This window comes from Nocardia callitridis (genome assembly GCF_039543305.1).
Lineage (GTDB): Bacteria > Actinomycetota > Actinomycetes > Mycobacteriales > Mycobacteriaceae > Nocardia > Nocardia callitridis.
The window spans coordinates 1235786-1256936 of sequence record NZ_BAABJM010000001.1; the positions used below are offsets into that span (position 1 = coordinate 1235786).

Annotated in this window: 18 protein-coding genes; 11 read left to right on the plus strand and 7 right to left on the minus strand. The window is 66.5% G+C overall.

Annotated features, from left to right (window positions below; genetic code table 11):
• The first annotated feature begins 82 nt into the window (after positions 1-82).
• Complete coding sequence (locus tag ABEA50_RS05305; protein WP_345493886.1) at positions 83-274, plus strand: hypothetical protein; 192 nt, start codon at positions 83-85, stop codon at positions 272-274.
• 94 nt (positions 275-368) lie between these two features.
• Positions 369-1340 (plus strand): o-succinylbenzoate synthase, encoded by a 972-nt coding sequence (locus ABEA50_RS05310; RefSeq protein ID WP_345493888.1) that lies wholly within the window; start codon positions 369-371, stop codon positions 1338-1340.
• A 33-nt stretch (positions 1341-1373) separates the two neighbouring features.
• Here ABEA50_RS05310 and ABEA50_RS05315 read toward each other — a convergent pair whose 3' ends face one another.
• Both ABEA50_RS05315 and ABEA50_RS05320 read right to left on the minus strand, forming a co-directional pair.
• A complete protein-coding gene (locus tag ABEA50_RS05315) occupies positions 1374-1886 on the minus strand; it encodes a TIGR04338 family metallohydrolase (RefSeq protein WP_345493889.1) in 513 nt (170 codons plus the stop codon).
• Between the two features lie 136 nt (positions 1887-2022).
• Positions 2023-2898, minus strand: a complete 876-nt coding sequence (locus tag ABEA50_RS05320; RefSeq protein WP_345493890.1) for a DUF2786 domain-containing protein — start codon at positions 2896-2898, stop codon at positions 2023-2025.
• A gap of 124 nt (positions 2899-3022) precedes the next feature.
• On the opposite strand from ABEA50_RS05320, the gene ABEA50_RS05325 reads away from it, so the two are divergent.
• The 6 genes from ABEA50_RS05325 (at position 3023) to ABEA50_RS05350 (ending at position 10227) form a co-directional block, all read left to right on the plus strand.
• The gene (locus ABEA50_RS05325) at positions 3023-4324 is read left to right on the plus strand and encodes an ABC transporter substrate-binding protein (protein WP_345493891.1); all 1302 of its coding nucleotides are present in this window, start codon (positions 3023-3025) and stop codon (positions 4322-4324) included.
• 131 nt (positions 4325-4455) lie between these two features.
• Positions 4456-5400, plus strand: coding sequence for a carbohydrate ABC transporter permease (locus ABEA50_RS05330; protein WP_345494666.1), 945 nt, complete (start codon positions 4456-4458; stop codon positions 5398-5400).
• A complete protein-coding gene (locus ABEA50_RS05335) occupies positions 5400-6296 on the plus strand; it encodes a carbohydrate ABC transporter permease (RefSeq protein ID WP_345493892.1) in 897 nt (298 codons plus the stop codon). Before ABEA50_RS05330 ends, ABEA50_RS05335 begins: the two co-directional genes overlap by 1 nt.
• 212 nt (positions 6297-6508) lie before the next feature.
• On the plus strand, positions 6509-9088 hold the full coding sequence (locus ABEA50_RS05340) for a transglycosylase domain-containing protein (protein ID WP_345493893.1): 2580 nt from the start codon (positions 6509-6511) through the stop codon (positions 9086-9088).
• A gap of 245 nt (positions 9089-9333) precedes the next feature.
• The gene (locus ABEA50_RS05345) at positions 9334-9792 is read left to right on the plus strand and encodes a GyrI-like domain-containing protein (protein ID WP_345493894.1); all 459 of its coding nucleotides are present in this window, start codon (positions 9334-9336) and stop codon (positions 9790-9792) included.
• A gap of 9 nt (positions 9793-9801) precedes the next feature.
• Positions 9802-10227, plus strand: a complete 426-nt coding sequence (locus tag ABEA50_RS05350) for a GyrI-like domain-containing protein (protein WP_345493895.1) — start codon at positions 9802-9804, stop codon at positions 10225-10227.
• 82 nt (positions 10228-10309) lie between these two features.
• Here the strand turns inward: ABEA50_RS05350 and ABEA50_RS05355 are convergent, their stop codons facing one another.
• The 4 genes from ABEA50_RS05355 to ABEA50_RS05370 all read right to left on the minus strand — a co-directional run bounded on the left by ABEA50_RS05355 (position 10310) and on the right by ABEA50_RS05370 (position 14188).
• Positions 10310-11392, minus strand: coding sequence for an inositol-3-phosphate synthase (locus ABEA50_RS05355; protein WP_345493896.1), 1083 nt, complete (start codon positions 11390-11392; stop codon positions 10310-10312).
• On the minus strand, positions 11385-11942 hold the full coding sequence (locus ABEA50_RS05360; RefSeq protein ID WP_345493897.1) for a PadR family transcriptional regulator: 558 nt from the start codon (positions 11940-11942) through the stop codon (positions 11385-11387). The genes ABEA50_RS05355 and ABEA50_RS05360 overlap by 8 nt, the downstream gene beginning before the upstream one ends.
• 267 nt (positions 11943-12209) lie before the next feature.
• Positions 12210-13028, minus strand: a complete 819-nt coding sequence (locus tag ABEA50_RS05365; protein WP_345493898.1) for a DUF1707 SHOCT-like domain-containing protein — start codon at positions 13026-13028, stop codon at positions 12210-12212.
• Positions 13029-13051: 23 nt separating this feature from the next.
• The gene (locus ABEA50_RS05370) at positions 13052-14188 is read right to left on the minus strand and encodes a DUF1707 SHOCT-like domain-containing protein (protein ID WP_345493899.1); all 1137 of its coding nucleotides are present in this window, start codon (positions 14186-14188) and stop codon (positions 13052-13054) included.
• A gap of 114 nt (positions 14189-14302) precedes the next feature.
• Here ABEA50_RS05370 and ABEA50_RS05375 point away from each other — a divergent pair, with 114 nt between their 5' ends.
• From ABEA50_RS05375 to ABEA50_RS05385, 3 genes are all read left to right on the plus strand, one after another.
• Complete coding sequence (locus tag ABEA50_RS05375) at positions 14303-14722, plus strand: DUF5318 domain-containing protein (RefSeq protein WP_345493900.1); 420 nt, start codon at positions 14303-14305, stop codon at positions 14720-14722.
• Between the two features lie 805 nt (positions 14723-15527).
• Entirely contained in the window at positions 15528-17699 is a 2172-nt protein-coding gene (locus tag ABEA50_RS05380) for a transglycosylase domain-containing protein (protein ID WP_425577532.1), read from the plus strand.
• A gap of 102 nt (positions 17700-17801) precedes the next feature.
• On the plus strand, positions 17802-19553 hold the full coding sequence (locus tag ABEA50_RS05385; protein ID WP_345494668.1) for a glycosyltransferase family 87 protein: 1752 nt from the start codon (positions 17802-17804) through the stop codon (positions 19551-19553).
• Positions 19554-19571: 18 nt separating this feature from the next.
• Here the strand turns inward: ABEA50_RS05385 and ABEA50_RS05390 are convergent, their stop codons facing one another.
• Positions 19572-21122, minus strand: coding sequence for a TerD family protein (locus ABEA50_RS05390; protein ID WP_345493901.1), 1551 nt, complete (start codon positions 21120-21122; stop codon positions 19572-19574).
• Between the last annotated feature and the right edge of the window lie 29 nt (positions 21123-21151).

Sequence of the window (21151 nt, forward strand, 5' to 3'; positions counted from 1 at the left end):
GGTTTGGAGGTCGGTCCCCGCCTTCCTCTCGGCGAAATTCGCCCTGGACAAAACGCTCCATGAGCAGGGGCTCGGCGAGTAGTTGCTGATCGATGCGGTCAGCAAGATCATGGGCGCCGCACAGGCATCCGGCGGCCGACTGATCGTCGTGGACGCGATCGACGAATCCGCGTTCGATTTCTACCGGAAGTACGGCTTCACGCCGGTGCGAAATACCGAAACCCAGTTGGTGATGAAGAGGTCGACCGCGCTGGCCGCGTTCGGCGTCGGGTGAACACCGCCCCGCGCTCGTGACGTACACGTCGTCGCGGACGACGAATCGAGCGGACGTAGGAACAGGCTCGCCGAGGTGCAATAGCCTGCTGGGGGTGATCGACTTTCTGGATCCCGAGGCGGCCATCGTCTATGCCATCCCGATGCGAACGCGGTTTCGTGGCATCACGGTGCGGGAGGGGATGGTGGTGCGCGGGCCGCTCGGATGGGGAGAGTTCTGTCCGTTCCCCGAGTACGACGATCGCGAGGCCGCTGGGTGGTTGGCTACCGCCGTCGAGCAGGTGACGCTCGGGTGGCCCGAACCGGTGCGTGATCGGATTCCGATCAACTGCACCGTGCCCGCCGTCGACGCGGAGCACGCGGAGGCGATTGTCCGCGAATCCGGATGTCGTACCGCGAAAGTGAAGATCGCCGACCATCCCGATTCGTTGGCCGAGGACCTCTCCCGCGTAGCCGCGGTGCGCGCGGCCCTCGGGCCGGAGGGGGCGGTCAGGGTTGATGCGAACGCCGTGTGGGACGTCGACACCGCCATCGAACACATTCGCCGAATCGACCGGGCCGCAGGCGGTTTGGAGTACGTCGAACAGCCGTGTCGGACCGTCGAGGAATTGGCGCAGGTGCGGCGCAAGGTGGAGGTGCGGATCGCCGCCGATGAATCCATCCGGCGCGCCGAAGACCCGTTGCGGGTCGCGGTCGCGGGTGCCGCCGATATCGCGGTTCTCAAATGCACACCACTCGGCGGGGTTCGCCGAGCACTTCAGGTAGCCGAGGCCGCCGGGCTGCCGTGCGTGGTGTCCTCCGCATTGGAGACCAGCGTCGGGCTTGCCGCGCAGCTGGCGCTCGCCGGTGCGCTGCCGGAGCTCGAATTCGCCTGTGGGCTCGGCACATTGTCGCTGTTGGACGGGGACACGGTGGCCGAGTCGTCGCGGCAGGTCGGCGGGTACCTGCCGGTGCCGAAGGTTGCGCCGGTCGCGGACCCTGCGCTGTTGCAGCGGTATCGGCATCCTGATGGCGATCGGGTTGCGTGGTGGCGGGATCGGCTTCGGCGGGTGCAGGGGTTGCTTTGAGTGGGTGGGGGGCGATCTCTGGATTGTGGCGCGCTAGCCGATGCGGGCGCCGCAGCCGAGCATGGTGGTGCGTAGGAGTAGGGCCGCTTCTGGGCCTATCACTCCGTCGGTGAGTTCTATGTAGCGGGAGCAGAATTCGGGGCCGTGGGGGGCTGTGGTGAGCGAGGGGTCTTCCAGGTGGTGGGCCAGTTCGTGCAAAATCACCAGTTCACGTAAAGCCCATGCGGTGGCGCCGGTGTGCAGGGGGACCGCGAGGACTGCGGATTCGGATTCGTAATGTGCCGCAGCGGTTCCCGCGCGCGCTCGCACGCGGACGGGAACCACCGCGCGAGCCCAGCGCGCGCGAATCCAGTTCAGTGCCAATACTTTGTCGGCGTAGGACTGGACCGAATCCACCGAGGCGAAGCGGCGCTCCACCGGGAGCGTCAGGTGCGAGCCGTGTACCTCTATGGTGCGGTTGCCGAATTCGTCGGCACGGTCGAGGACACCGCGCACCATCGCTTCGGCGTCGTATACCTTGGCGCGCTGCGAATCTCGCGGGGTCATCGGGTGCGGTGCGACTCGGTAAGGAGATTTCCGCTTCGTCCTCGACCACCGCGTGGCGTCGCCGTTTCGGGTGGCCGCCCGCGACCGGGCAGATCGCTGTCGGCCACGGGGATCCGCGATTCGGAGACCGGTCGCATCACGAGTCGCCAGCTCCACGGTCGGTCAATTGGCCACGGGCAGCGCCGAGTTCGGTCGAACGACCGATGCGCGCGAGCTTTCCCGCGCGATCACCCGCTCGCCGTGCGGCGGCGGAATTTCCGGTCGAGGTCTGCGGGCCACGCCAGGTCCCCCGCGCCTCGGAAGTACGCGAATAGAAGTCCGACAACTCGATTTCCTTGCCGCGCAACGCCAATGCCGTTCCGGTCGACGCCGCATCGGTCACCGTGCTGGCGGCGGACTCGTCATCGACCGCTTCGCGCACCACGGTGGCGCGCACCTGCGCCAACCGCTTGCCGATCCGCGCCGCGAACGCCATCTGGAAATTCAGCCGCGCCGTCACCCCGGCAACCGGCACGCGCACCACCCGCCGCACTCGTCGGCCGGCCCGCCGCTCGACGACCACCTTCTCCACCGTCGCCGACCGATACTGCCCGGACTTGATGTACTGATCCGAGGCACGCACCATCTGCACGATCAAACTGGCGTACAACGCCTCGCACGCGTCGATATCGGAATCGAACCCGTAGGCGTACACCTGGGTCGAGGTGCGCGCGACATCACAGCGCACATCATTGGCCGAGGCGATCGCGACGAACAGTTGCACATAGGTGCGCAACCCGCGCTTGCCCGCGGTGCCGATCGGAATCATCCGCTGCACCGGTGTCGCCCTACGCTCGCGACCCGCCACATGTGCTCGCGCCACCGTGAGGTCGATCGAAGACCTGGTCGCCAGGCGTTGGGCCGCGGCGAGAAACGCCTCGGCCTCATGCTCGTTATCGGTGGATTCGGCTTTGCGTAGCAAGCCGCCGATACGCGTCAGCATCCGATCGGGAACCGGGTTCGACGAAGTCATCCCCCGCAGCCTAGCGACGCGGTTGCCGCCGCCATCCGGCGCGGCAGATGAACACCATGTATCTTGCGTTGTGCAACGGGCAGGGTGTGCTGCTGCTCACGTCTCGATCCTGGAGAGTCTTGCGATGGCTGTGAAAAAGGTGTCGACCCTACGTTCGTCGATCGTGCCGAGGGCCGCGCTGGCGGTAGCCTCGGTGGCTCTGCTGACCGCGCCGTTCGCCAGCGCGTGCTCCAGCGACAACGGCGGGAACGCGACGAGCCAGAACCTCAGCGGTCGCGGCCCCATCACCTACGTCGAGGGCAAGGACACCACCGAGACCGGCGCCGTCAAGCAGCTCATCGAACGCTGGAACGCCGCGCACCCCGACGAACAGGTGACGTTCAAGGAGCAGTCCAACGACGCCTCCCAGCAGTACGACGACCTGGTCGAGCACGCACGCTCCAAGCAGTCCGACTACGACGTCGTCGCCCTCGACGTGCCGTGGACCGCGGAATTCGCCGCCAAGGGGTGGATCCAGCCGCTGAAGGACTCCTTCCAGCTCGACACCTCCTCGCTGCTTTCCCCGCCGGTCGCCAGCGCCACCTACAACGGCACGCTGTATGCCGCGCCGCGAAACACCAACGGCGGCTTGCTGTTCTACCGCAAGGATCTGGTGCCCAACCCACCGAAGACGTGGAACGAGATGATGGGCAGCTGTCAGATCGCCAAGGACCAGAACATCGGCTGCTACGCAGGCCAATTCGCGCCCTACGAGGGCCTGACGGTGAACGCGGCCGAGGCGATCAACGGCTTCGGCGGCACCTTCGTCGGCGCCGACGGCAAGACCCCGACGGTGAACAGCCCACAGTCCCGCGCCGGCCTCAACGCACTCGTCGAGGCCTACAAGAACGGGAACATCCCCAAAGAGGCCATCACCTTCAAGGAGCCCGAGAGCAGCAACGCCTTCTCCGAGGGCAAACTGCTGTTCCTGCGTTCGTGGCCCTCGACCTACGGTGACGTGACCGGCGAAGCCTCCACCGTCAAGGACAACGTCGGCGTCGCACCACTGCCCGGCGAGAACGGCGTCGGCGCTTCCACCCTCGGCGGCTACAACGCCGCGATCAGCGCCTACTCCAAGAACAAGGCCACCGCGCTGGACTTCCTGCGCTTCCTGATCAGCGAGGACGCGCAGAACATCGTCGCCGCGGGCGCGCTGCCCTCGGTGCGTGCCTCGATGTACGACGACCCCGCGCTGATCGCCAAGATGCCCTACCTTCCCGCGCTGAAGGACTCGATCGCCAGCGCGGTTCCGCGCCCGGTCACGCCGTTCTACCCGGCGGTATCCAAGGCGGTGCAGGACAACGCTTATGCTGCCATGAACGGAACCAAGTCCGTCGATCAATCGATCAACGACATGCAGAAGGGCATCGAGACCGCGGGATCGTAGCGGTGAGCGCAGCGGACCGGACGAACCCGCAGGAGAGATAGACGGTGTCGGCTCCCCGAAACACGAGCAGCACGGCCACAACTGTGCCGGAAGACGAATTCCTCCCGCCCCAACGCGGATTCGGCGCACGCATGGCGATCGAGTTCCGCAGCTCGGCCAAGGCATGGATGTTCATCACGCCGGTGCTCATCGCGCTGGCCGTGGTGATCGGTTATCCCGTTGTCCGCGCGATCTGGATGTCCTTTCAACGCGACTCGGGACTCGACGCCGAAAGCGGCATGTTCGTCGAAGGCGGCAACGCGGGCTTCGACAACTACACGCACTGGTTGTTGCAGCAATGCCAAGCAGCCGGCGAAACCGTCAGCTGCCCGACCGGAAACCTCGGCTCGCAGTTCTGGCTCGCGATCGGTGTCACGCTGTTTTTCACCGTGATCGCCGTGACGCTGGAGGCGGTACTCGGACTCGGTATGGCGATGGTCATGGGTAAGACCTTCCGCGGCAGGGCATTACTCCGCGCGGCGGTGCTGATCCCCTGGGCCATCCCGACCGCCGTCACCGCTCGGCTGTGGGAGTTCATGTTCCAGTACGACGGCGTGGTGAACCGGATACTCGGCACCCACATCCTGTGGACCACCGACCCGTGGGCAGCGCGCTTCGCGGTGATCGTGGCCGACGTGTGGAAGACGACACCGTTCATGGCGCTGCTGCTGCTCGCCGGACTGCAAGTGATCCCAGCCGATGTCTACGAGGCGGCACGGGTGGACGGCGCTTCGCCGTGGCAACGCTTCACCAGGATCACCCTGCCGTTGCTCAAGCCGGCATTGCTGGTCGCGGTGCTGTTCCGCACCATGGACGCGCTGCGCATGTACGACCTGCCCGCGATCATGACACTGGGTAACCCGTCGACGCGCACCTTGTCGATGCTGGTGGTGGATCAGGTCCGGCAAGGACCCAACAGCGCGGCGGCACTGTCGACGATCACCTTCCTGCTGATCTTCGCGGTCGCGTTCGTGCTGGTGAAAGTGCTCGGCGCCAACGCGGTTCGCACGCAAGAAGATCAACGGAAGGCGGCGTGATGACGGCCGTTCGGACGCAGCCCGAGTCGGCACCGAGGAAACCGGCGAGCCAGCCGGTTCCGTTGCGCAAGCGCCTCGGCACAGTTCGCCTCTACCTCGGCGCGCTCATCGTATTGCTGTGGGGTCTCGCGCCGTTCTATTGGATGGCCGTCACCGCGCTGCGCGACCCGGCCTACACCTTCGACAGCACTCCGTGGCCGACCCACCTCACCATGGAGAACTTCCGCAACGCCTTCGACACCACCCGCGGCAACGACTTCGGCAGGGCACTGCTCAACAGTGTGATCATCGGCGCGGCAAGCACCGTCATCGCCTTGGTACTCGGCGTCTTCGCCGCCTACGCGCTGGCCAGGCTCACCTTCAAGGGCAAGTACCTGGTTTCGGGGCTGATCCTCAGCGCCTCGATGTTCCCGCTGGTTGTCTTGGTGACGCCACTGTTTCAGCTGTTCACCAATCTCGGCTGGATCGGCCAGTACCAGGCGATGATCATCCCGAACATCGCCTGCGTCATGCCGATGACGGTGTACATCCTCGCCTCGTTCTTCGCCGACCTGCCTTGGGAACTCGAAGAGGCGGCGCGCATCGACGGCGCGAACAAGTTCCAAGCCTTCCGATTGGTGATGCTGCCGTTGGCCGCGCCAGCGGTGTTCACCACGGCGATCCTCGCCTTCATCGCGGCGGTCAACGAATATCTGTTGGCTCGGCTGCTTTCCGGCGCCAAGACCGAACCGGTCACCGTCGCGGTCGCCCGATTCTCCGGCAACAACCCCTTGGTGCAGCCGTACGCGGCGATCATGGCGGCGGGAACGATCGTCACCATTCCGCTGGTCATCATGGTGCTGCTGTTCCAACGCAGGATCATCTCCGGTCTCACCGCCGGCGGCGTGAAGAGCTAGAACGCGATACGCGTAATCGCATCGAGTTCCACAGCGCGCACTGATAACGTCGGCGAGCGTCGGCGACACGATAAGGTTTTTGCGAGCCGTACCAGTCTCGACCACCGACTCCTGGCAGTGTCGCCTCGACTCGAGCACCGCGGTCGACCGCTGGTCGGCCAGCTAGAGAGCACCGTTCGTGCAGGTGGGTTGCTATCACGCTCCGGGAGGAGATGATCGTGGGCTCGTTGGGCAAGCGGCAACACAGCGGACAGGGCGGCACCGGGAACGCGCGGGGGCCAGGCGCGGTGCCGTATTCCACGATCGCGGGCTGGACCGATCCCAAATCAGGTCTGCGCGACCCACGGTCATCGGTCCGCGCCAGGAATCGGCCGAGCCCGAATCCCTATCGCAATGGACCGAGCCGACGGCACGGACCGTTGGGCGGCCCCTACCCGGCCCGACCGCCGCGCACCCGAGGCCAACGACTACGCCGACTACTGCTGGCGCTGTTCACCATCTTCGGTGTCATCCCCGCGCTGTTGCTCGTCTTGGCCTACTGGAGCGCCGAGATTCCCGACCCTTCGGCGGTCAATACCAATCAGATCGCCAGCATCGTCGCCGCCGACGGCCAGACGCTGATCGCGAAAGTCATCCCGCCCGAGGGCAACCGGACGCCGGTACCGCTGACCAAGGTGCCCAAATCGGTACGTGACGCCGTGATCACCGCCGAGGACCGCAACTTCTACAGCAACCCCGGCTACTCCACCTCCGGGTTCCTGCGCGCGGGCCGCGACAATCTGCTCGGCAACGACGACGCGGGCGGCGGCTCGACCATCACCCAGCAGTACGTGAAGAACGCCTTTCTCGGCTCCGAACGCACCGTCACCCGCAAGATGCGCGAGCTCGTCATCGCCGCGAAGATGGCGCGCCAGTGGAGCAAGGACGACATTCTCGCCGCCTACCTGAACACCATCTACTACGGCCGTGGCGCCTACGGCATTTCCGCGGCGGCGACCGCGTACTTCCGCAAGCCGGTCGACCAGCTCACCCTCGCCGAGGGCGCCATGATCGCCTCGCTCATTCGGACACCCTCGCTGCTCGATCCCGAAACCCACCTCGAGGATTTGAAAGCCCGCTGGCACTACGTCCTGGACGCCATGGTCGAGGAAGGCATGCTCTCGCCAGGTGACCGCGACGCCACCCAATTCCCCGGATACATTCCGATCAGCGAAATCCCCGAGGCCGATGTCGCCCGCGGCCCGGAAGGGTTGATCCGCACCCAGGTGTTGCAAGAACTGCGCGCCGCCGGGATCAGCGACCAGGACATCAACACCAGGGCGTTGCAAATCACCACCACGATCGACCCCGGCGATCAGCAGGCGGTCATCGACACCGTGAACAACCGTCTCGACGGACAGCCACCGGAACTACGCGCCGCGGTCGTCTCCATCGATCCGCGCAGCGGTGCGGTGCGCGCCTATTACGGCGGCGCGGACGGTATGGGCTACGACTTCGCCCAGGCGCCGTTGCAGACGGGTTCGGCGTTCAAACCGTTCGCGGTGATCGCCGCGCAGCTGCAGGGCATTCCGCTCTCGCGCGTCTACGACAGCTCGCCGGTGCAGGACTACGGCAACACCGTCACGAATGTGAACAACGAGTCCTGCGGCGCGTGTTCGGTCTCCGAGGCGCTGAAACGCTCACTGAACACCAACTTCTACCGACTTACCCAGTCGATGGCCGACGGCCCGCAGGCCATCGCCGACGCCGCGCATGCCGCGGGCATCCCCGAATACATCCCCGGCGTCGAGGGCAAGACGCTCACCGAGAACGGTGAACCGCCGTACAACGGAATCGTATTGGGCCAGTATCTGGTTCGACCGATCGACATGGCGTCGGCGTACGCGACCATCGACGCGTACGGCGTCTACCATCAGCCGCACTTCGTGCAGCGCGTGGTCACCGGGTCCGGTGAGGTGTTGCTCGACCGCGGCGAGGACGAGGTGGGCGATCAACTGCCACCGGCCGAACAACGCATCCCCCGCGCGGTCGCCGACCAGACCATCAAGGCGATGGGGCCGATCGCCGGATACTCCAACGGCCACTCGTTGGCGGGGGGACGACCGTCCGGCGCCAAAACCGGCACCACCCAGCTCGGCGACAGTCAGCTGAACAAGGATGCGTGGATGGTCGGCTTCACGCCGTCGCTGTCCACCGCGGTGTGGATCGGCACCGAACAATCCCAACCCATCCACACCGCGGGCGGCGGCATGATCTACGGCTCCGGCCTGCCGTCGGAGATCTGGCAACAATCGATGGACGCCGAACTCGACGGCACCCCGGTCGAACAATTCGTCCCGCCCACCGAGCCACCGGCGGACCCGCCGAAACTGAATCAGGGTGGCGGACAGGCCGGACAGTCCGGCGGGCCCTACGACATCCTCAACCCGCCGCCGAAGCCGGACCAGCCGCAGCAGAACGCGCCGCCGCCGAATCCACCGGCGGAGCAGAACCCCCCGCCGCCGCCGGCGCCGTCCAGCGGTCCCTTCGACATCTTGAATCCGCCGCCACCCCAGGACACCGCGCAACCCGCGCCGCTCAATGAGCAGACCCCGTATTCCCCACCTCCGCCTCCACCGGAGAACACGGCGCCGCAACCCGAGTACACCGCACCCGAACCCGCGAATCCGGCGCCGCGTACCGAAGGCGCACCGCGCGAACCGCAGCTCGGCGCGCCGCCGCCACCGCAGGGGCCACCCGCCCCGCGCGAGATCGAGATACTGCCGGGAGTTCGAATTCCCATCCCCGGATAGCGACGATGCTGTGACCTTCCTCCCCCCGAGGGAACGCATGACATGGCAGCATCGTTTGCCAGAGTGAGAGCGAACAGCAATGGTGTCTACACGGGCGCGCGGAGCGCGGCGGCCGGGACCGGCACCGGCGGGCAGGAGCGAAGGCAAGTCGCGTATGTGGCTGGGCCGACGCCGATGCCGCTGAACAGATGCGGAAGGATATGCGCTCGAGCGACGACGGAAGACGAGACATAGGGGCTACGCCGGTGGATTTCAATGTCGTTGACCAACCCGAGACGCTGGTGGCGGGGCTCGTGCTGCGCAGCCCAGCGCTCGCGGTCGAGGGGCCACGCCGCCTCAAGGTCGAACAGGCGTGGAAGCGCAACCTGGCCAGACGACTGCCGGGGCCGCCGACCAGTGCCTACGTGGATCACGCGCCGGAGATCAACTCGTATCTGACCCATATTCTCGGTTACCGATGCACTGATCTCGAGGACCTCTTGCCGGGCGATGTGCTGGCCAGGGTGCCCGCGGGCCGTTTCGCGCGTTTCGTCGCCAGCGGCGACAACCGCGGTGACACGATCGTGCACATCTGGCGGTCGGTGTGGGACGCGGAAGCCGCCGGTCGGCTCACTCGCTCCTACACCGGGGACTGGGAGCACTACCCCGAACAGAACACGGTGGAGGTCTTCGTAGCGTTGGCAGACGATCAGGTCGACGGGTAGGAACGGGTAGTGGACTTCGAGATAGTGACGTTGGACGAAAGCATGGTCGCCGGGCTCACGATCCCGCTGGCCGGGCGGGAGGTGACCGCCCGCGATCTCGATCTCGTCAACTTCACCTGGGACCGGTATCTGTCGCGCGAGAAGAACGTGCCGAGGATGGCCGCCTACATCGGGCAGAACGAGCACGCGGTCGCGGTGCTCGGCTATGAGGTGCGTTCCTTGGACGATATGGACGCGGGCGACGTGCTGACCCGCATTCCGAGCGGTCGCTACGCCAAGTTCGTGGTCTCCGACAAGCCCTACGACCTGTTGCGCACCGCGTGGGCACAGGTCGCCAAGGCCGAGAGCGCGGGAACGATCACGCGCTCACACACCGCGGAGGTGGAGCGCTACACCGGGCCGACCTCGGTCGAGGTGTACGTCTCACTGGACTGACCGCGACAGACCCGGCATACGAGAAAGACTCGCCGCCAACCCTTCGCGGGGATGGCGGCGAGTCCTTGTTGTGCCTGGTTACTCAGCCTTCGATGAAGGTCTCCAGCTGCTGGCGGGCGACATCGTCGGCCAGCTGCTTGGGCGGGGACTTCATCAGGTAGGCCGACGCGGGGAAGACCGGTCCGCCGATGCCACGATCCTTGGCGATCTTGGCGGCACGCACGGCGTCGATGATGATGCCCGCCGAGTTCGGCGAATCCCACACCTCGAGCTTGTACTCCAGGTTCAGCGGCACATCACCGAACGCGCGACCCTCGAGCCGCACGTAGGCCCACTTGCGGTCATCGAGCCAGCCGACGTGGTCGGACGGGCCGATGTGCACGTCCTTGGCGCCGAGTTCCTTCTTCAGGTTGCTGGTGACAGCCTGGGTCTTGGAGATCTTCTTGGACTCCAGCCGCTCGCGCTCGAGCATGTTCTTGAAGTCCATGTTGCCGCCGACGTTCAGCTGCATGGTGCGGTCGAGCTGCACGCCACGGTCTTCGAAGAGCTTGGCCATCACGCGGTGGGTGATGGTCGCGCCGACCTGGCTCTTGATGTCGTCACCGACGATCGGCACACCGGCCTTGGTGAACTTCTCGGCCCACACCGGGTCGGAGGCGATGAACACCGGCAGCGCGTTGACGAAGGCGACACCCGCGTCGATGCAGCACTGCGCGTAGAACTTGTCGGCCTCTTCCGATCCCACCGGCAGGTAGGACACGAGCACATCGACCTCGTTGTCGCGCAACGCCGCCACCACGTCGACCGGCTCGGCCTCGGAGAGCTCGATGGTCTCGGCGTAGTACTTGCCGATTCCGTCGAGGGTGGGACCGCGCTGGACGACCACGTCACTCGGCGGCACATCCGAGATCTTGATGGTGTTGTTCTCGCTGGCGAAGATCGCCTCGGACAGGTCGAAGCCGACCTTCTTCGCGTCCACGTCGAACGCGGCCACGAACTGGACATCCCGCACGTGATACTGCCCGAACTTGACGTGCATCAGCCCGGGGACGGTCGCGGTCTCATCCGCGTCCTTGTAGTACTGCACGCCCTGGACCAGGGAGGAGGCGCAGTTGCCCACACCTACGATGGCGACGCGAACTCGATTGCCGGTTTCACTACTCATGGCCGATATTTCCCTCTTTCTGTGGTGCCGCCTTCGTCGATTGCTCCGCCGCAATCAACTCGTTGAGCCAGCGCACTTCGCGCTCGCTGGATTCGAGCCCGAGCTGATGGAGTTGGCGGGTGTAGCGATCCAGCGAACCGCTGGCTTTCTTGATCGCTTCCCGTAGCCCTTCTCGGCGCTCCTCGACCTGACGCCGCCTGCCTTCCAGGATGCGCATCCGCGCCGCCGCCGGAGTGCGGCTGAAGAAGGCCAGGTGGACGCCGAAGCCGTCGTCGGTGTAGTTCTGCGGTCCGGTATCGGCCAGCAATTCACTGAACCGCTCCCGACCTTCCGGAGTCAGCTGATAGACCCGTCTCCCGCGGCGGGCGGTGGCACCGGCGGGAATCTCCTCGGCGATCAACCCGTCCGACTGCATGCGGCGCAGCGTCGGATAGAGCGACCCGTAAGAGAAGGCCCTAAAGGCCCCGAGCAGACCGGTCAGCCGCTTGCGCAGCTCGTAACCGTGCATGGGCGCTTCGAGGAGCAGCCCGAGAATCGCCAACTCGAGCATCGGGCTTCACCTCCTGACTGGGCAGAAACTTCACTGGATACGATCGCCAACTATATCGGACCGATATAGTTGGCGACAGGGTCACCCGGTATATCGAGCGAGAGTGTGGCCGAGCGAACACCGCGTCGAGGATGCTCGGGGCAAACTTCTCGACAACATGTCGGGTCAGCGAATCACGCCGGATCGACGCCGCGCGTTACCGGGCATGTGTTGCGAGACAGGCACGTTCGCTTTTCGACGCGGCAACCGACGGCGCGCCGTCGCGCGTCAGGACGGCTGGTCGAGACGAATCAGCGACCCGTCGAAAGCGACCATCATCATCCCGGTCTTTCCACCTGCTCCCTCGGCGAAGAGGGTGATGATCGGCTGCGTGCCGAGGACCTGGGGCGGAGAGGCGAGAACCAGGTGACTGATCGAGCCGCCCGCCAGCCCCATCGAACTCGGCGCACCCGCGAGAACCCGCGACAACGTGTCCAGGTCGAGGTCGGCGAGGTCGATCGGACGTTTGTCGGTCGTGCCCGCCGAACCGGACGTGGTGAATTCTCCGTCGTAGCGATAGCGCTGCGCGGGGTCACCCTGTGTGACCACCGCGTACTCGGGGAAGAAGGTCACATCCACCGCCTCGGTGTCACCGAACTTCTCGCGATAGCGCTGGACGAATTCGCCGATGCCACGTCCCTCGGTCAGATTCGGCACCTGCGCCTGCACCAATGCCGAGATCGGCGCATCCGGATGCGCGCCCACCTGGCGAACCACCACCCCGAGCACACTCGCGGCCAACACGACGACCACCACCCCGATCGTGCGACGCACCCACCGTGGCCAGCGCGTCGGCTCCGATGACGTTGCGGCTTCGGCGGATTCACCTGGCAATTGCAAATCACCGATCAAGGCGCGTAATGCCTCGACGAACTCCGCTTTCATCGCCGAGGCGGTGCGTTCGGAGTGTTCGGCCGCGGTGAGCTGACCGTCCTCCAGCGCGGCGTCCAGCAATCCGCAAGCCTCGACGCGGTCGACGTCACGCGCACGCACGGAATCGGTTTCGCGGGCTCGCCGAGCATCGTGCGGCCGTGAACTCTGGTCCATCTACTCGTCCTGTGCTGGTAGGGCTATCCGTCGAACGGATGCTCGTCCACTATCTCACCGCTCGGCGTCACGGTGAGGTGCCCGGACTCACCGAAGTCGTTGCCCACGTATACCGCTATCTCGGGCACCGCATCGTGCGTGCCGAAGGAAAGATCGGTGCCGAACGAAAGGTGGGAGACACGACCCTCGGGCACCGCGAGTCGCGTGGGAGCCGCCACGATGACGCGTTCCAACGCGTCGAGGTCGACGGTGGCGAGGTCGATCGTTCCGGTATCTTTCGGCCTGGTCGTCACGCCCGACTCGGTGAATCCGCCGCGATAGTTATAGCTCGCGCTGCGGTTGGGTTGGCCGGGCAGCTGCCGATCGAGCACCGCGTAGTCGCCGAAACTGTCGACCTCGTCGACCACGGCGTCGCCGAACTGCTTTCGGACGTTGTCGACAAAGAGACGAAGCCCATTGGCGGACATCAGGTCCGGTGTCGCGAACACCAACGGCTCCGGCGAATCCGGCTCGGCCGCAACGGGAGCCGCGCCGGCCGCGGCTGGCGCTCGCGGTTCGTCGCCGGTACCGACGAAACCGACAACGAGAAACACGGCGACCCCGATGACCAGCAGGAGGCCGACGAAGATTCTCGCCGAACGCATTCGACGCCGCTGCTCGGCCAGCCCGTCCGCGTGCGCCGCTGAGTCGGGTCGCAGATCGGATGTCAGGTCACGAATCTCACCGATGGTCGTGGCCTCGGCGAGCAGATCCACTCGCTCACCGTGCTCCTCGATGGTCAGCTGCCCCTGGGCGGCCGCGACATCGAGCAAGCGGGACGCCCGCGCTCGATCGGAGTCGCGAGCCCGCAGTAGTCGTGGTTCGCGCTCGTCACCCATCTCGAGACGCCGCAGGGACTCTCGGAGCTCGACAGGTGGCCCGATATCGGGTTCACCGGGCTTGCCTGCCGAATCGGACGGGCGCAATCCGGCCGGTTTTTGCAGGTCACCGAGAATTCCGTTGATATGCCCCATGGTTCGCGCCGAGCCTGCGAGCGCGGTGCGATCGTGATATTCATCCGCGTCGAGTTGCCCCTCGGCGTAGGCGGCATCGAGGAACGCGCGAGCATTGGCACGATCGAGGTCACGCGCGCGCATGCCGCCCTCAGCTTCGGTGGACACAAGAAAATCCTAATCGCCCAAAGGCAAGGATGTCCCACCTCGGAGCGGGTATGCCCGTACCCAATCCCGTCGGGCCCGGCGCGGGCGCTATCCGGCACCGCTACTCTGGTTCTCGTGCGAATTCAACGGCAAGTGGTCGACTACGCCCTCCGGCGTCGGTCGCTGCTCGCTGACGTCTACGCGGGCCGCGTCGATGTGGCCGGAGTATGTGACGCCAATCCCTACCTGCTGCGTGCGGCGAAGTTCCACGGCCAGGGGAGCGAGGTCACATGCCCCATCTGCCGGAAAGAGCAATTGACCCTCGTATCGTGGGTCTACGGTGACAGCCTCGGACCCGTAGCAGGGTCGGCGCGCACACCCGAGGAATTGATCCGTCTCGGCGAGACTCGCGAAGAGTTCTCGGTGCATGTCGTCGAGGTGTGCCGAACGTGCAGCTGGAACCACCTGGTGCAATCCTATGTGCTCGGGTTACCCCCGGCACCGACACGACGTCGCGCCGGGACACGGACAAACCGGCGCAGCGCCGCCGAATGAACAGCCAGGTCAACTGTCCGCCGGATGGCTCGCACAGGAGATCAGCGGCCACTGCGGTACCCGACACCGCTGCGGCCGAGCGAAGCCATCGAACCCGTTACGAGTTATGGAGATCTTGTCAGTGAATTCGCCCTACGAGACTTCCCCCCACGGCGATGAACCGCACGGCGGCCGTACTCAGCGAAGTTCACAGCCGGGCCCCAACCCGTACCCCACGCAACGACAGGGTCCGCCACCCGGCGGGCGGCAAGGCCCGCCACCCGGCGCACGCGGCCCGAGGCAGGGTCCGCCACCCGGTCCCCGACCGGGGCCTCCCCCCGGCCCGAGGCAGGGCCCGCCACCCGGCGCACGTCCCGGTGGACCACCGCCGGGACCCCGACCGGGTCCGCAGGGTGGTCCGCCACCAGGAGACCCGCGCGGACCGCAACGCAGGCCGGGCCCCCCACCACAGGGCCGCCCACCGCATCAGGCCCCCGCGAGTGGCCCGCCGCCACGCAATCCGAGGCCGAGCTCGCTCACGGAGGCGGTAGCCGAGCGCAATCGGCGGCCAGGCCCGCCCAGCGGTGAGCGACCGGTCACCGGACAACGCCCCGCGGCAGGCCGACCCCCCACCGGCGAACGTCCCGCGACCGCACGCCGTGGCACCGCGGCGGGACCGAGCACCGGCGAACGCCGGCGCACCGCGGGCGGACCGCCCTCGGGTCCGCCGCCTCGACGCGGTGGTGGCAGCGGCGACGGCTCCGACGGGCCTGGCAAGCGGCCGAAACGCAAGTCGCCGTGGCGCATCGTCCGAAGGACGCTGTATGTGCTTGTCGCGCTTGCCATCCTGGTGCCCAGTGGGATCTTCCTCATCGCCTATTCCACCGTCTCGGTACCCGAACCCGGCGACCTGCAAACCAACCAGGTCGCCAACATCATGGCCGAGGACGGCCAGACGGTGATCAGCAAAGTCGTTCCGCCGGAAGGCAACAGGACCGACGTGACGATCGACCAGATTCCGCCGCACGTGCGCAACGCGGTGATCGCGGCCGAGGACCGGGACTTCTACACCAACCCCGGTTTCTCCATTTCCGGTTTCACCCGCGCCGCCCGCGACAACGTGCTCGGGCGCGACAGCGCGGGTGGTGGTTCCACGATCACCCAGCAGTACGTGAAGAACGCGCTGGTCGGTGACGAGCGCTCGCTCACCCGCAAAATGCACGAGCTGGTCATCTCGGCCAAGATGGCCAGGCAGTGGAGCAAGGACGAGATCCTCGCCGCCTACCTGAACACCATCTACTTCGGTCGCGGCGCCTACGGCATCAATGCCGCGGCGAAGGCGTACTTCGACAAGCCGGTCCAGGATCTGACCGTCGAGGAAGGCGCGGTCCTGGCCGCCACGATCCAGCAGCCCTCCGGCCTCGACCCCGAGAAGAACCCCGACGGCGCGAAGTTCCGCTGGAATTACGTCCTCGACGGCATGGTCGCCGGCGGCAACCTGCCGCAGGCTCAGCGAACCGGTTTGCAGTTCCCACAGGTAGCCTCCTCGGCCGCCGTCGCAGAAAAAGGCTCCGGCGAAGGACCGGAAGGGCTGATCAAGACCCAGGTATTGCGTGAGCTCGCCGCGGCGGGCATCAGCGAACAGCAGCTCAACACCGCCGGACTGACCATCACCACCACGATCGACCCGAAGGCGCAACAGGCCGCCGTCGAGGCCGCACAGAACAACATGGAGGGCGAGGACGAGTCCATGCGGGCCGCCTCGGTCTCGGTGGACCCGCGCAGCGGCGCGGTGCGCGCGTATTACGGCGGTGACGACGGCTACGGCTACGACTTCGCCAATGCCGGTTTGCAGCCGGGCTCGTCGTTCAAGGTGTTCGGCCTCGCCGAAAACCTGGAACTCGGCATGCCGCTGTCGCAGATGTACGACAGCTCGCCGCTGGAAGTCAACGGCATCAAGATCACCAACGTCGAGGGCGAGTCCTGCGGGATGTGCACCATCGCCGAGGCGCTCAAGCGGTCGCTGAACACCAGCTTCTACCGCATGCAGCTGGATATGCAGAACGGCCCGGTGAAGATCGCCGACATGGCGCACCGACTCGGCATCCCGGATTCGTTCCCCGGTGTCGAGAAGACCCTCGCCGAGCCCGACGGTGGCCCGCCGAACAACGGCATCGTGCTCGGCCAATATCAGGCGCGCCCGCTCGATATGGCCTCGGCGTACGCGACACTGGCCGCCTCCGGCGTGTACCACGCACCACACTTCGTCTCGAAGGTCGTGACCGCCGACGGTGAGGTGCTACTCGATCGCGGCGAAGTGGCGGGCGAGCAACGGGTTTCGGCAGCGGTGGCCGACAACGTCACCGCGGCGATGAAGCCGATCGCCGGCTACTCGCGCAATCACAACCTGGCGGGCGGCCGCGAGTCGGCAGCCAAGACCGGTACCGCCCAGCTCCTGGACACCGGAGACAACAAGGACGCCTGGATGGTGGGCTACACCCCGTCGCTCTCGACGGCCGTGTGGGTGGGCAGCATCGACAACTCCGCGCTCTACAGCGCGGCGGGCGGCATGGTCTACGGTTCCGGCCTGCCGTCGGACATCTGGAAGCAGACGATGGACGGCGCCTTGGACGGCACGCCCAAGGACACCTTCCCGAAGCCAGCGCCGATCAAGGGCCAGGCGGGCGTACCGGAGTGGTCGGCGCCCTTCACGGCACCCTCGACCAGCGAGTCGCCCTACGAGCCGCCCGTGGTGATCCAGCCGTCGCAGGTGGAGATTCTGCCCGGCGTCGTGATCCCGGTTCCAGGGATCGCGCCCGCACCGCAGACTCAGTCGCGGCCGCAACAGCAGCGCGAGTCCTCCGACACCGGCGCGGGCCCGTTGCCCGGCCAGCCGATGGACGCGGGGCCGACGACGGCACCGGGCGGCGCGCGCCCCAGCGCGAGCAACAATTCCGAGGAAGACTCCGAGGACAGCGAGTCGCCCTCTCGCCGCTAGCGCGACCACGGCCTCGCCTACGCACTCGTTCGAGCGCGTAGGCGAGGCCGAGCTGGACCGCGAGCACGCCTGTTAGGCTCGGCTGCCGTGACCGATCAGCACTTGGATCAGCGGACCGATGGCAACGTTCCGCTATCTCCTGGGTCGGGCACGCCTTCCGTCTCACCAGCTCCCCTCGCCCCCGACCTGCGGTCCGCGGAGGGACGAGATCGGCCGAGCCGCAACGACTCACTGACCGCGCAACTGTCCGGCGTGGTCGGCGGTCCGGTCGGTGAGCACGCGCTGATCGGCAGGACGCGATTCTGGACGCCGATGCGGGTGTTGCTCGCGTTCGCCCTGGTTTTTCTCGCACTCGGCTGGTTCAGCAAGGCCGGGTGCATCCAGCAGACCAACGGCGCCAACGGCGCGCTCACCCTCGACTGGAACAACGGTCGCCAGTACACGGCGATGTGCTACTCGGACACGGTGCCGCTCTACGGCGCCGAGCGGCTCAACGAGGGCGCTTTCCCGTACAAGAAGTTCTGGATCGAGGAATCCGCCGGCGGCGACACCGAGACCAGGTACATGGAGTACCCGGTGCTTTCGGGCCTCTACCAATACCTTTCCATGCGCATCGCGAAGAGCTGGGACGCCTCGGTGCTACCCGGTGCGTTGCAGGTGGTGTTGTATTTCAACGTCGTCGCGTTCGGGCTCGCGCTGGCATGGCTCGTCACGCTCTGGGCTTCGGTGCGCCTGGCGGGACGACGCGTGTGGGATGTGGCACTGCTGGCGTGCTCGCCGTTGGTGATCGTGCACGCGTTCACCAACTTCGACGCGCTGGCCACGGCGTTCGCGGCGACCGGCCTGCTCGCCTGGGCGCGCAGACGTCCGGTATTGGCCGGTGTGCTGCTGGGGCTCGGCGGTGCGGCCAAGTTGTATCCGCTGTTGCTGCTCGGCCCGATTCTGGTGTTGTCCTTGCGCGCCGACCCGAGGCAACGGCTGGCGAGCACCCAGGTGGGGATGCGGTTACGGGAGGTCGAGAGCTGGTCGAGTTTCCGTACGTGGCTCACCGAAACACCCGCGCGGATACAGCTGCTCGGCGTTCGCCCGCTCGGCGCCGCGCTGTGCACGACCGCGGCGGCATTCGGCACCTGGCTGGTGGTGAATCTGCCGATCGCGTTGCTGTATCCGAATGGTTGGCGAGAGTTCTTCCGGCTCAACACCGAACGGCACGCGGACCCGGACTCGATCTATAACGTGATCACCTCGTTCACGGGTTGGGCGGGCTTCGACGGCAAGCTGGCCGACGGTCAGACACCGAGCGTTCTGAACGCGGTGTCGCTGTTCGTTTTCGTCGTGGCCTGCCTGGTGATCGCCTATATCGCACTCACAGCCCCGCGACGACCGAGGCTCGCGCAACTGTGTTTCCTGGTGGTGGCGGCGTTCCTGCTGACCAACAAGGTGTGGAGCCCGCAGTACTCGCTGTGGTTGGTGCCGTTGGCGGTACTGGCCCTGCCGCATCGGCGAATCCTGTTGGCCTGGATGACGATCGACGCGCTGGTGTGGGTGCCGCGCATGTTCTATTATCTCGGCCTCGACCACAAGGGTTTGCCCGAGCAATGGTTCACCGCCACCGTCGTCCTGCGTGATCTAGCGGTGATCGGATTGTGCGCGTTGATCGTTCGCCAAATCTATCGCCCCGACGAAGACCTGGTACGCCACGACTATGTCGATGACCCGGTCGGCGGCCCGTTCGATCGGATGCCCGATCCGCTGCTGCCGTGGCTGCCCGAGATGCTGCGACCCGGCATCGCGCTCGACAAGGAGAGGGCCGAGGCGGTGACGCGCGAACAGCCGGTGGGCGCCGCGCGATAACCTCCCTGCCCCGAACGCTCAGCGTGCGCGCAGATACCGTGCTTGCCGCGCGGGTTCGGTGGGCAATACATCGAGGTCGAGCTGCCACGGACTTCCCGTCCACGGATCGAACAGTGGTGTGCCCTGCACGGTCGGCAGGTGACGGCACGACTGCGAGAGCAGGGCGACGATCTGGTCGCCGGAATCGGATTCGTCGCTGCCGACGATCACCACCGACAGTCCGATCAGGTCACCCCTGGTGAGCAGGGCGCCGATGCGCTGGGCGTCCGAACTCTGGTATCCGTGCGGGAAATCCGCCGCCAACAGCACCCGGTGCTCGGTCGGTCGAGTGCGCTCGCCGCTGTTGTAGGCCATCTCGGCAAGTTCGGCGGCGTCGACCAGCGTTTGCAGGCGCGCGGAGATGTCGGTGTGGTCGGTGACGGGTGGACCGTTCAGTACGGGTTCCAGCATGCCGAGGAATCCGCTGAACGCCCCGGTGAGATCGATGACGTCCAGTGCGGTGCGCCGCGCGGGCGCCACCGCGAGCAGCCGGGCGAGCAACGCGCCGACCACGGGGGCGACCGCGGCGCTGGACTCGGTGTCGATCCACAGCGGCCGGTTCAACGGCACCGGAACGCAATACGGCACTCGCAGCGGCCCGCGTTCGAGCGAATACAACTCCCCCAGGCGGATACCGTCGCTGGCCACCGCGTCGCGATCCCAGGACGGCGAGTCCCAGGACGCCAGCGCGGGCGGCAGCATGACCTCCGCGTCGGCGAGTTCGGTGATCAGTTGTTCGGCGTCGCGCTGATGATTGCGTTCCGCGGTGGCGATCAGTTCGTCGTTGCGTTGTTGGGCGGCAAGCAACGCCTCGGCACCCTCGGGGGTGTTCCTGGTCGCGGGGTCGGAGACGGCCAGCGAGGATTCGTGGTCGAGTCGCTTGGCCGCGTACTCGCGCGCCGATTCCAACGCGGCCGCCGAACGCGCGGCGTCTTCGAAGATCATCCACAGCCGTTCCAGGCCGTGCCCGACTTCCAACGGGGCCGTCCCAGCGCTGCGTGCCTCGGTGGCCAGCGGGCCGGTCATCGTGTGCGGTTCGGCGGCCGCGTCGGCGACGTCGACACCGTGCGCGCCGAGCAGCACGGCCATGCCGCCCGCGTATCCCTGTCCGACAGCGCGCACCTTCCACGCCGTGCCGCGCCGGTACACCTCCAGGCAGATCAGCGCAGCCTCACCCGAGGTCGGCGTGGTGACGAATTCGGCGGTGGGGGCACCATTTTCGGCAAGCGTCGCGGTGACGGTGCCGAGTCCACCGTCGCGGGCCGGCGCGGCGGGGTCGGCGCTGATCACCAACAGCACGGCCTTGGCGTCGGCGCGTACCTGGGCGAGCGTGATTCGGAGGCCGTCGGCGGACAGTTCGACGCCCGCGCCCGTGGGTTGGTTGTAGAAGATGAAGTCGTCGGAGGAGAACACCTTCATGTTCTCCGCGACGACAAGCGCGGAAACGTCGAGGGGTGCCTCGGCTTTCGCGTCGACCATCACGGTTTCACCGGTCAGAGCGATATTCTGACCGGCTTTCAACTGAAACACTTTGTCCGCCCCGCTTATTCGTGTTGTTC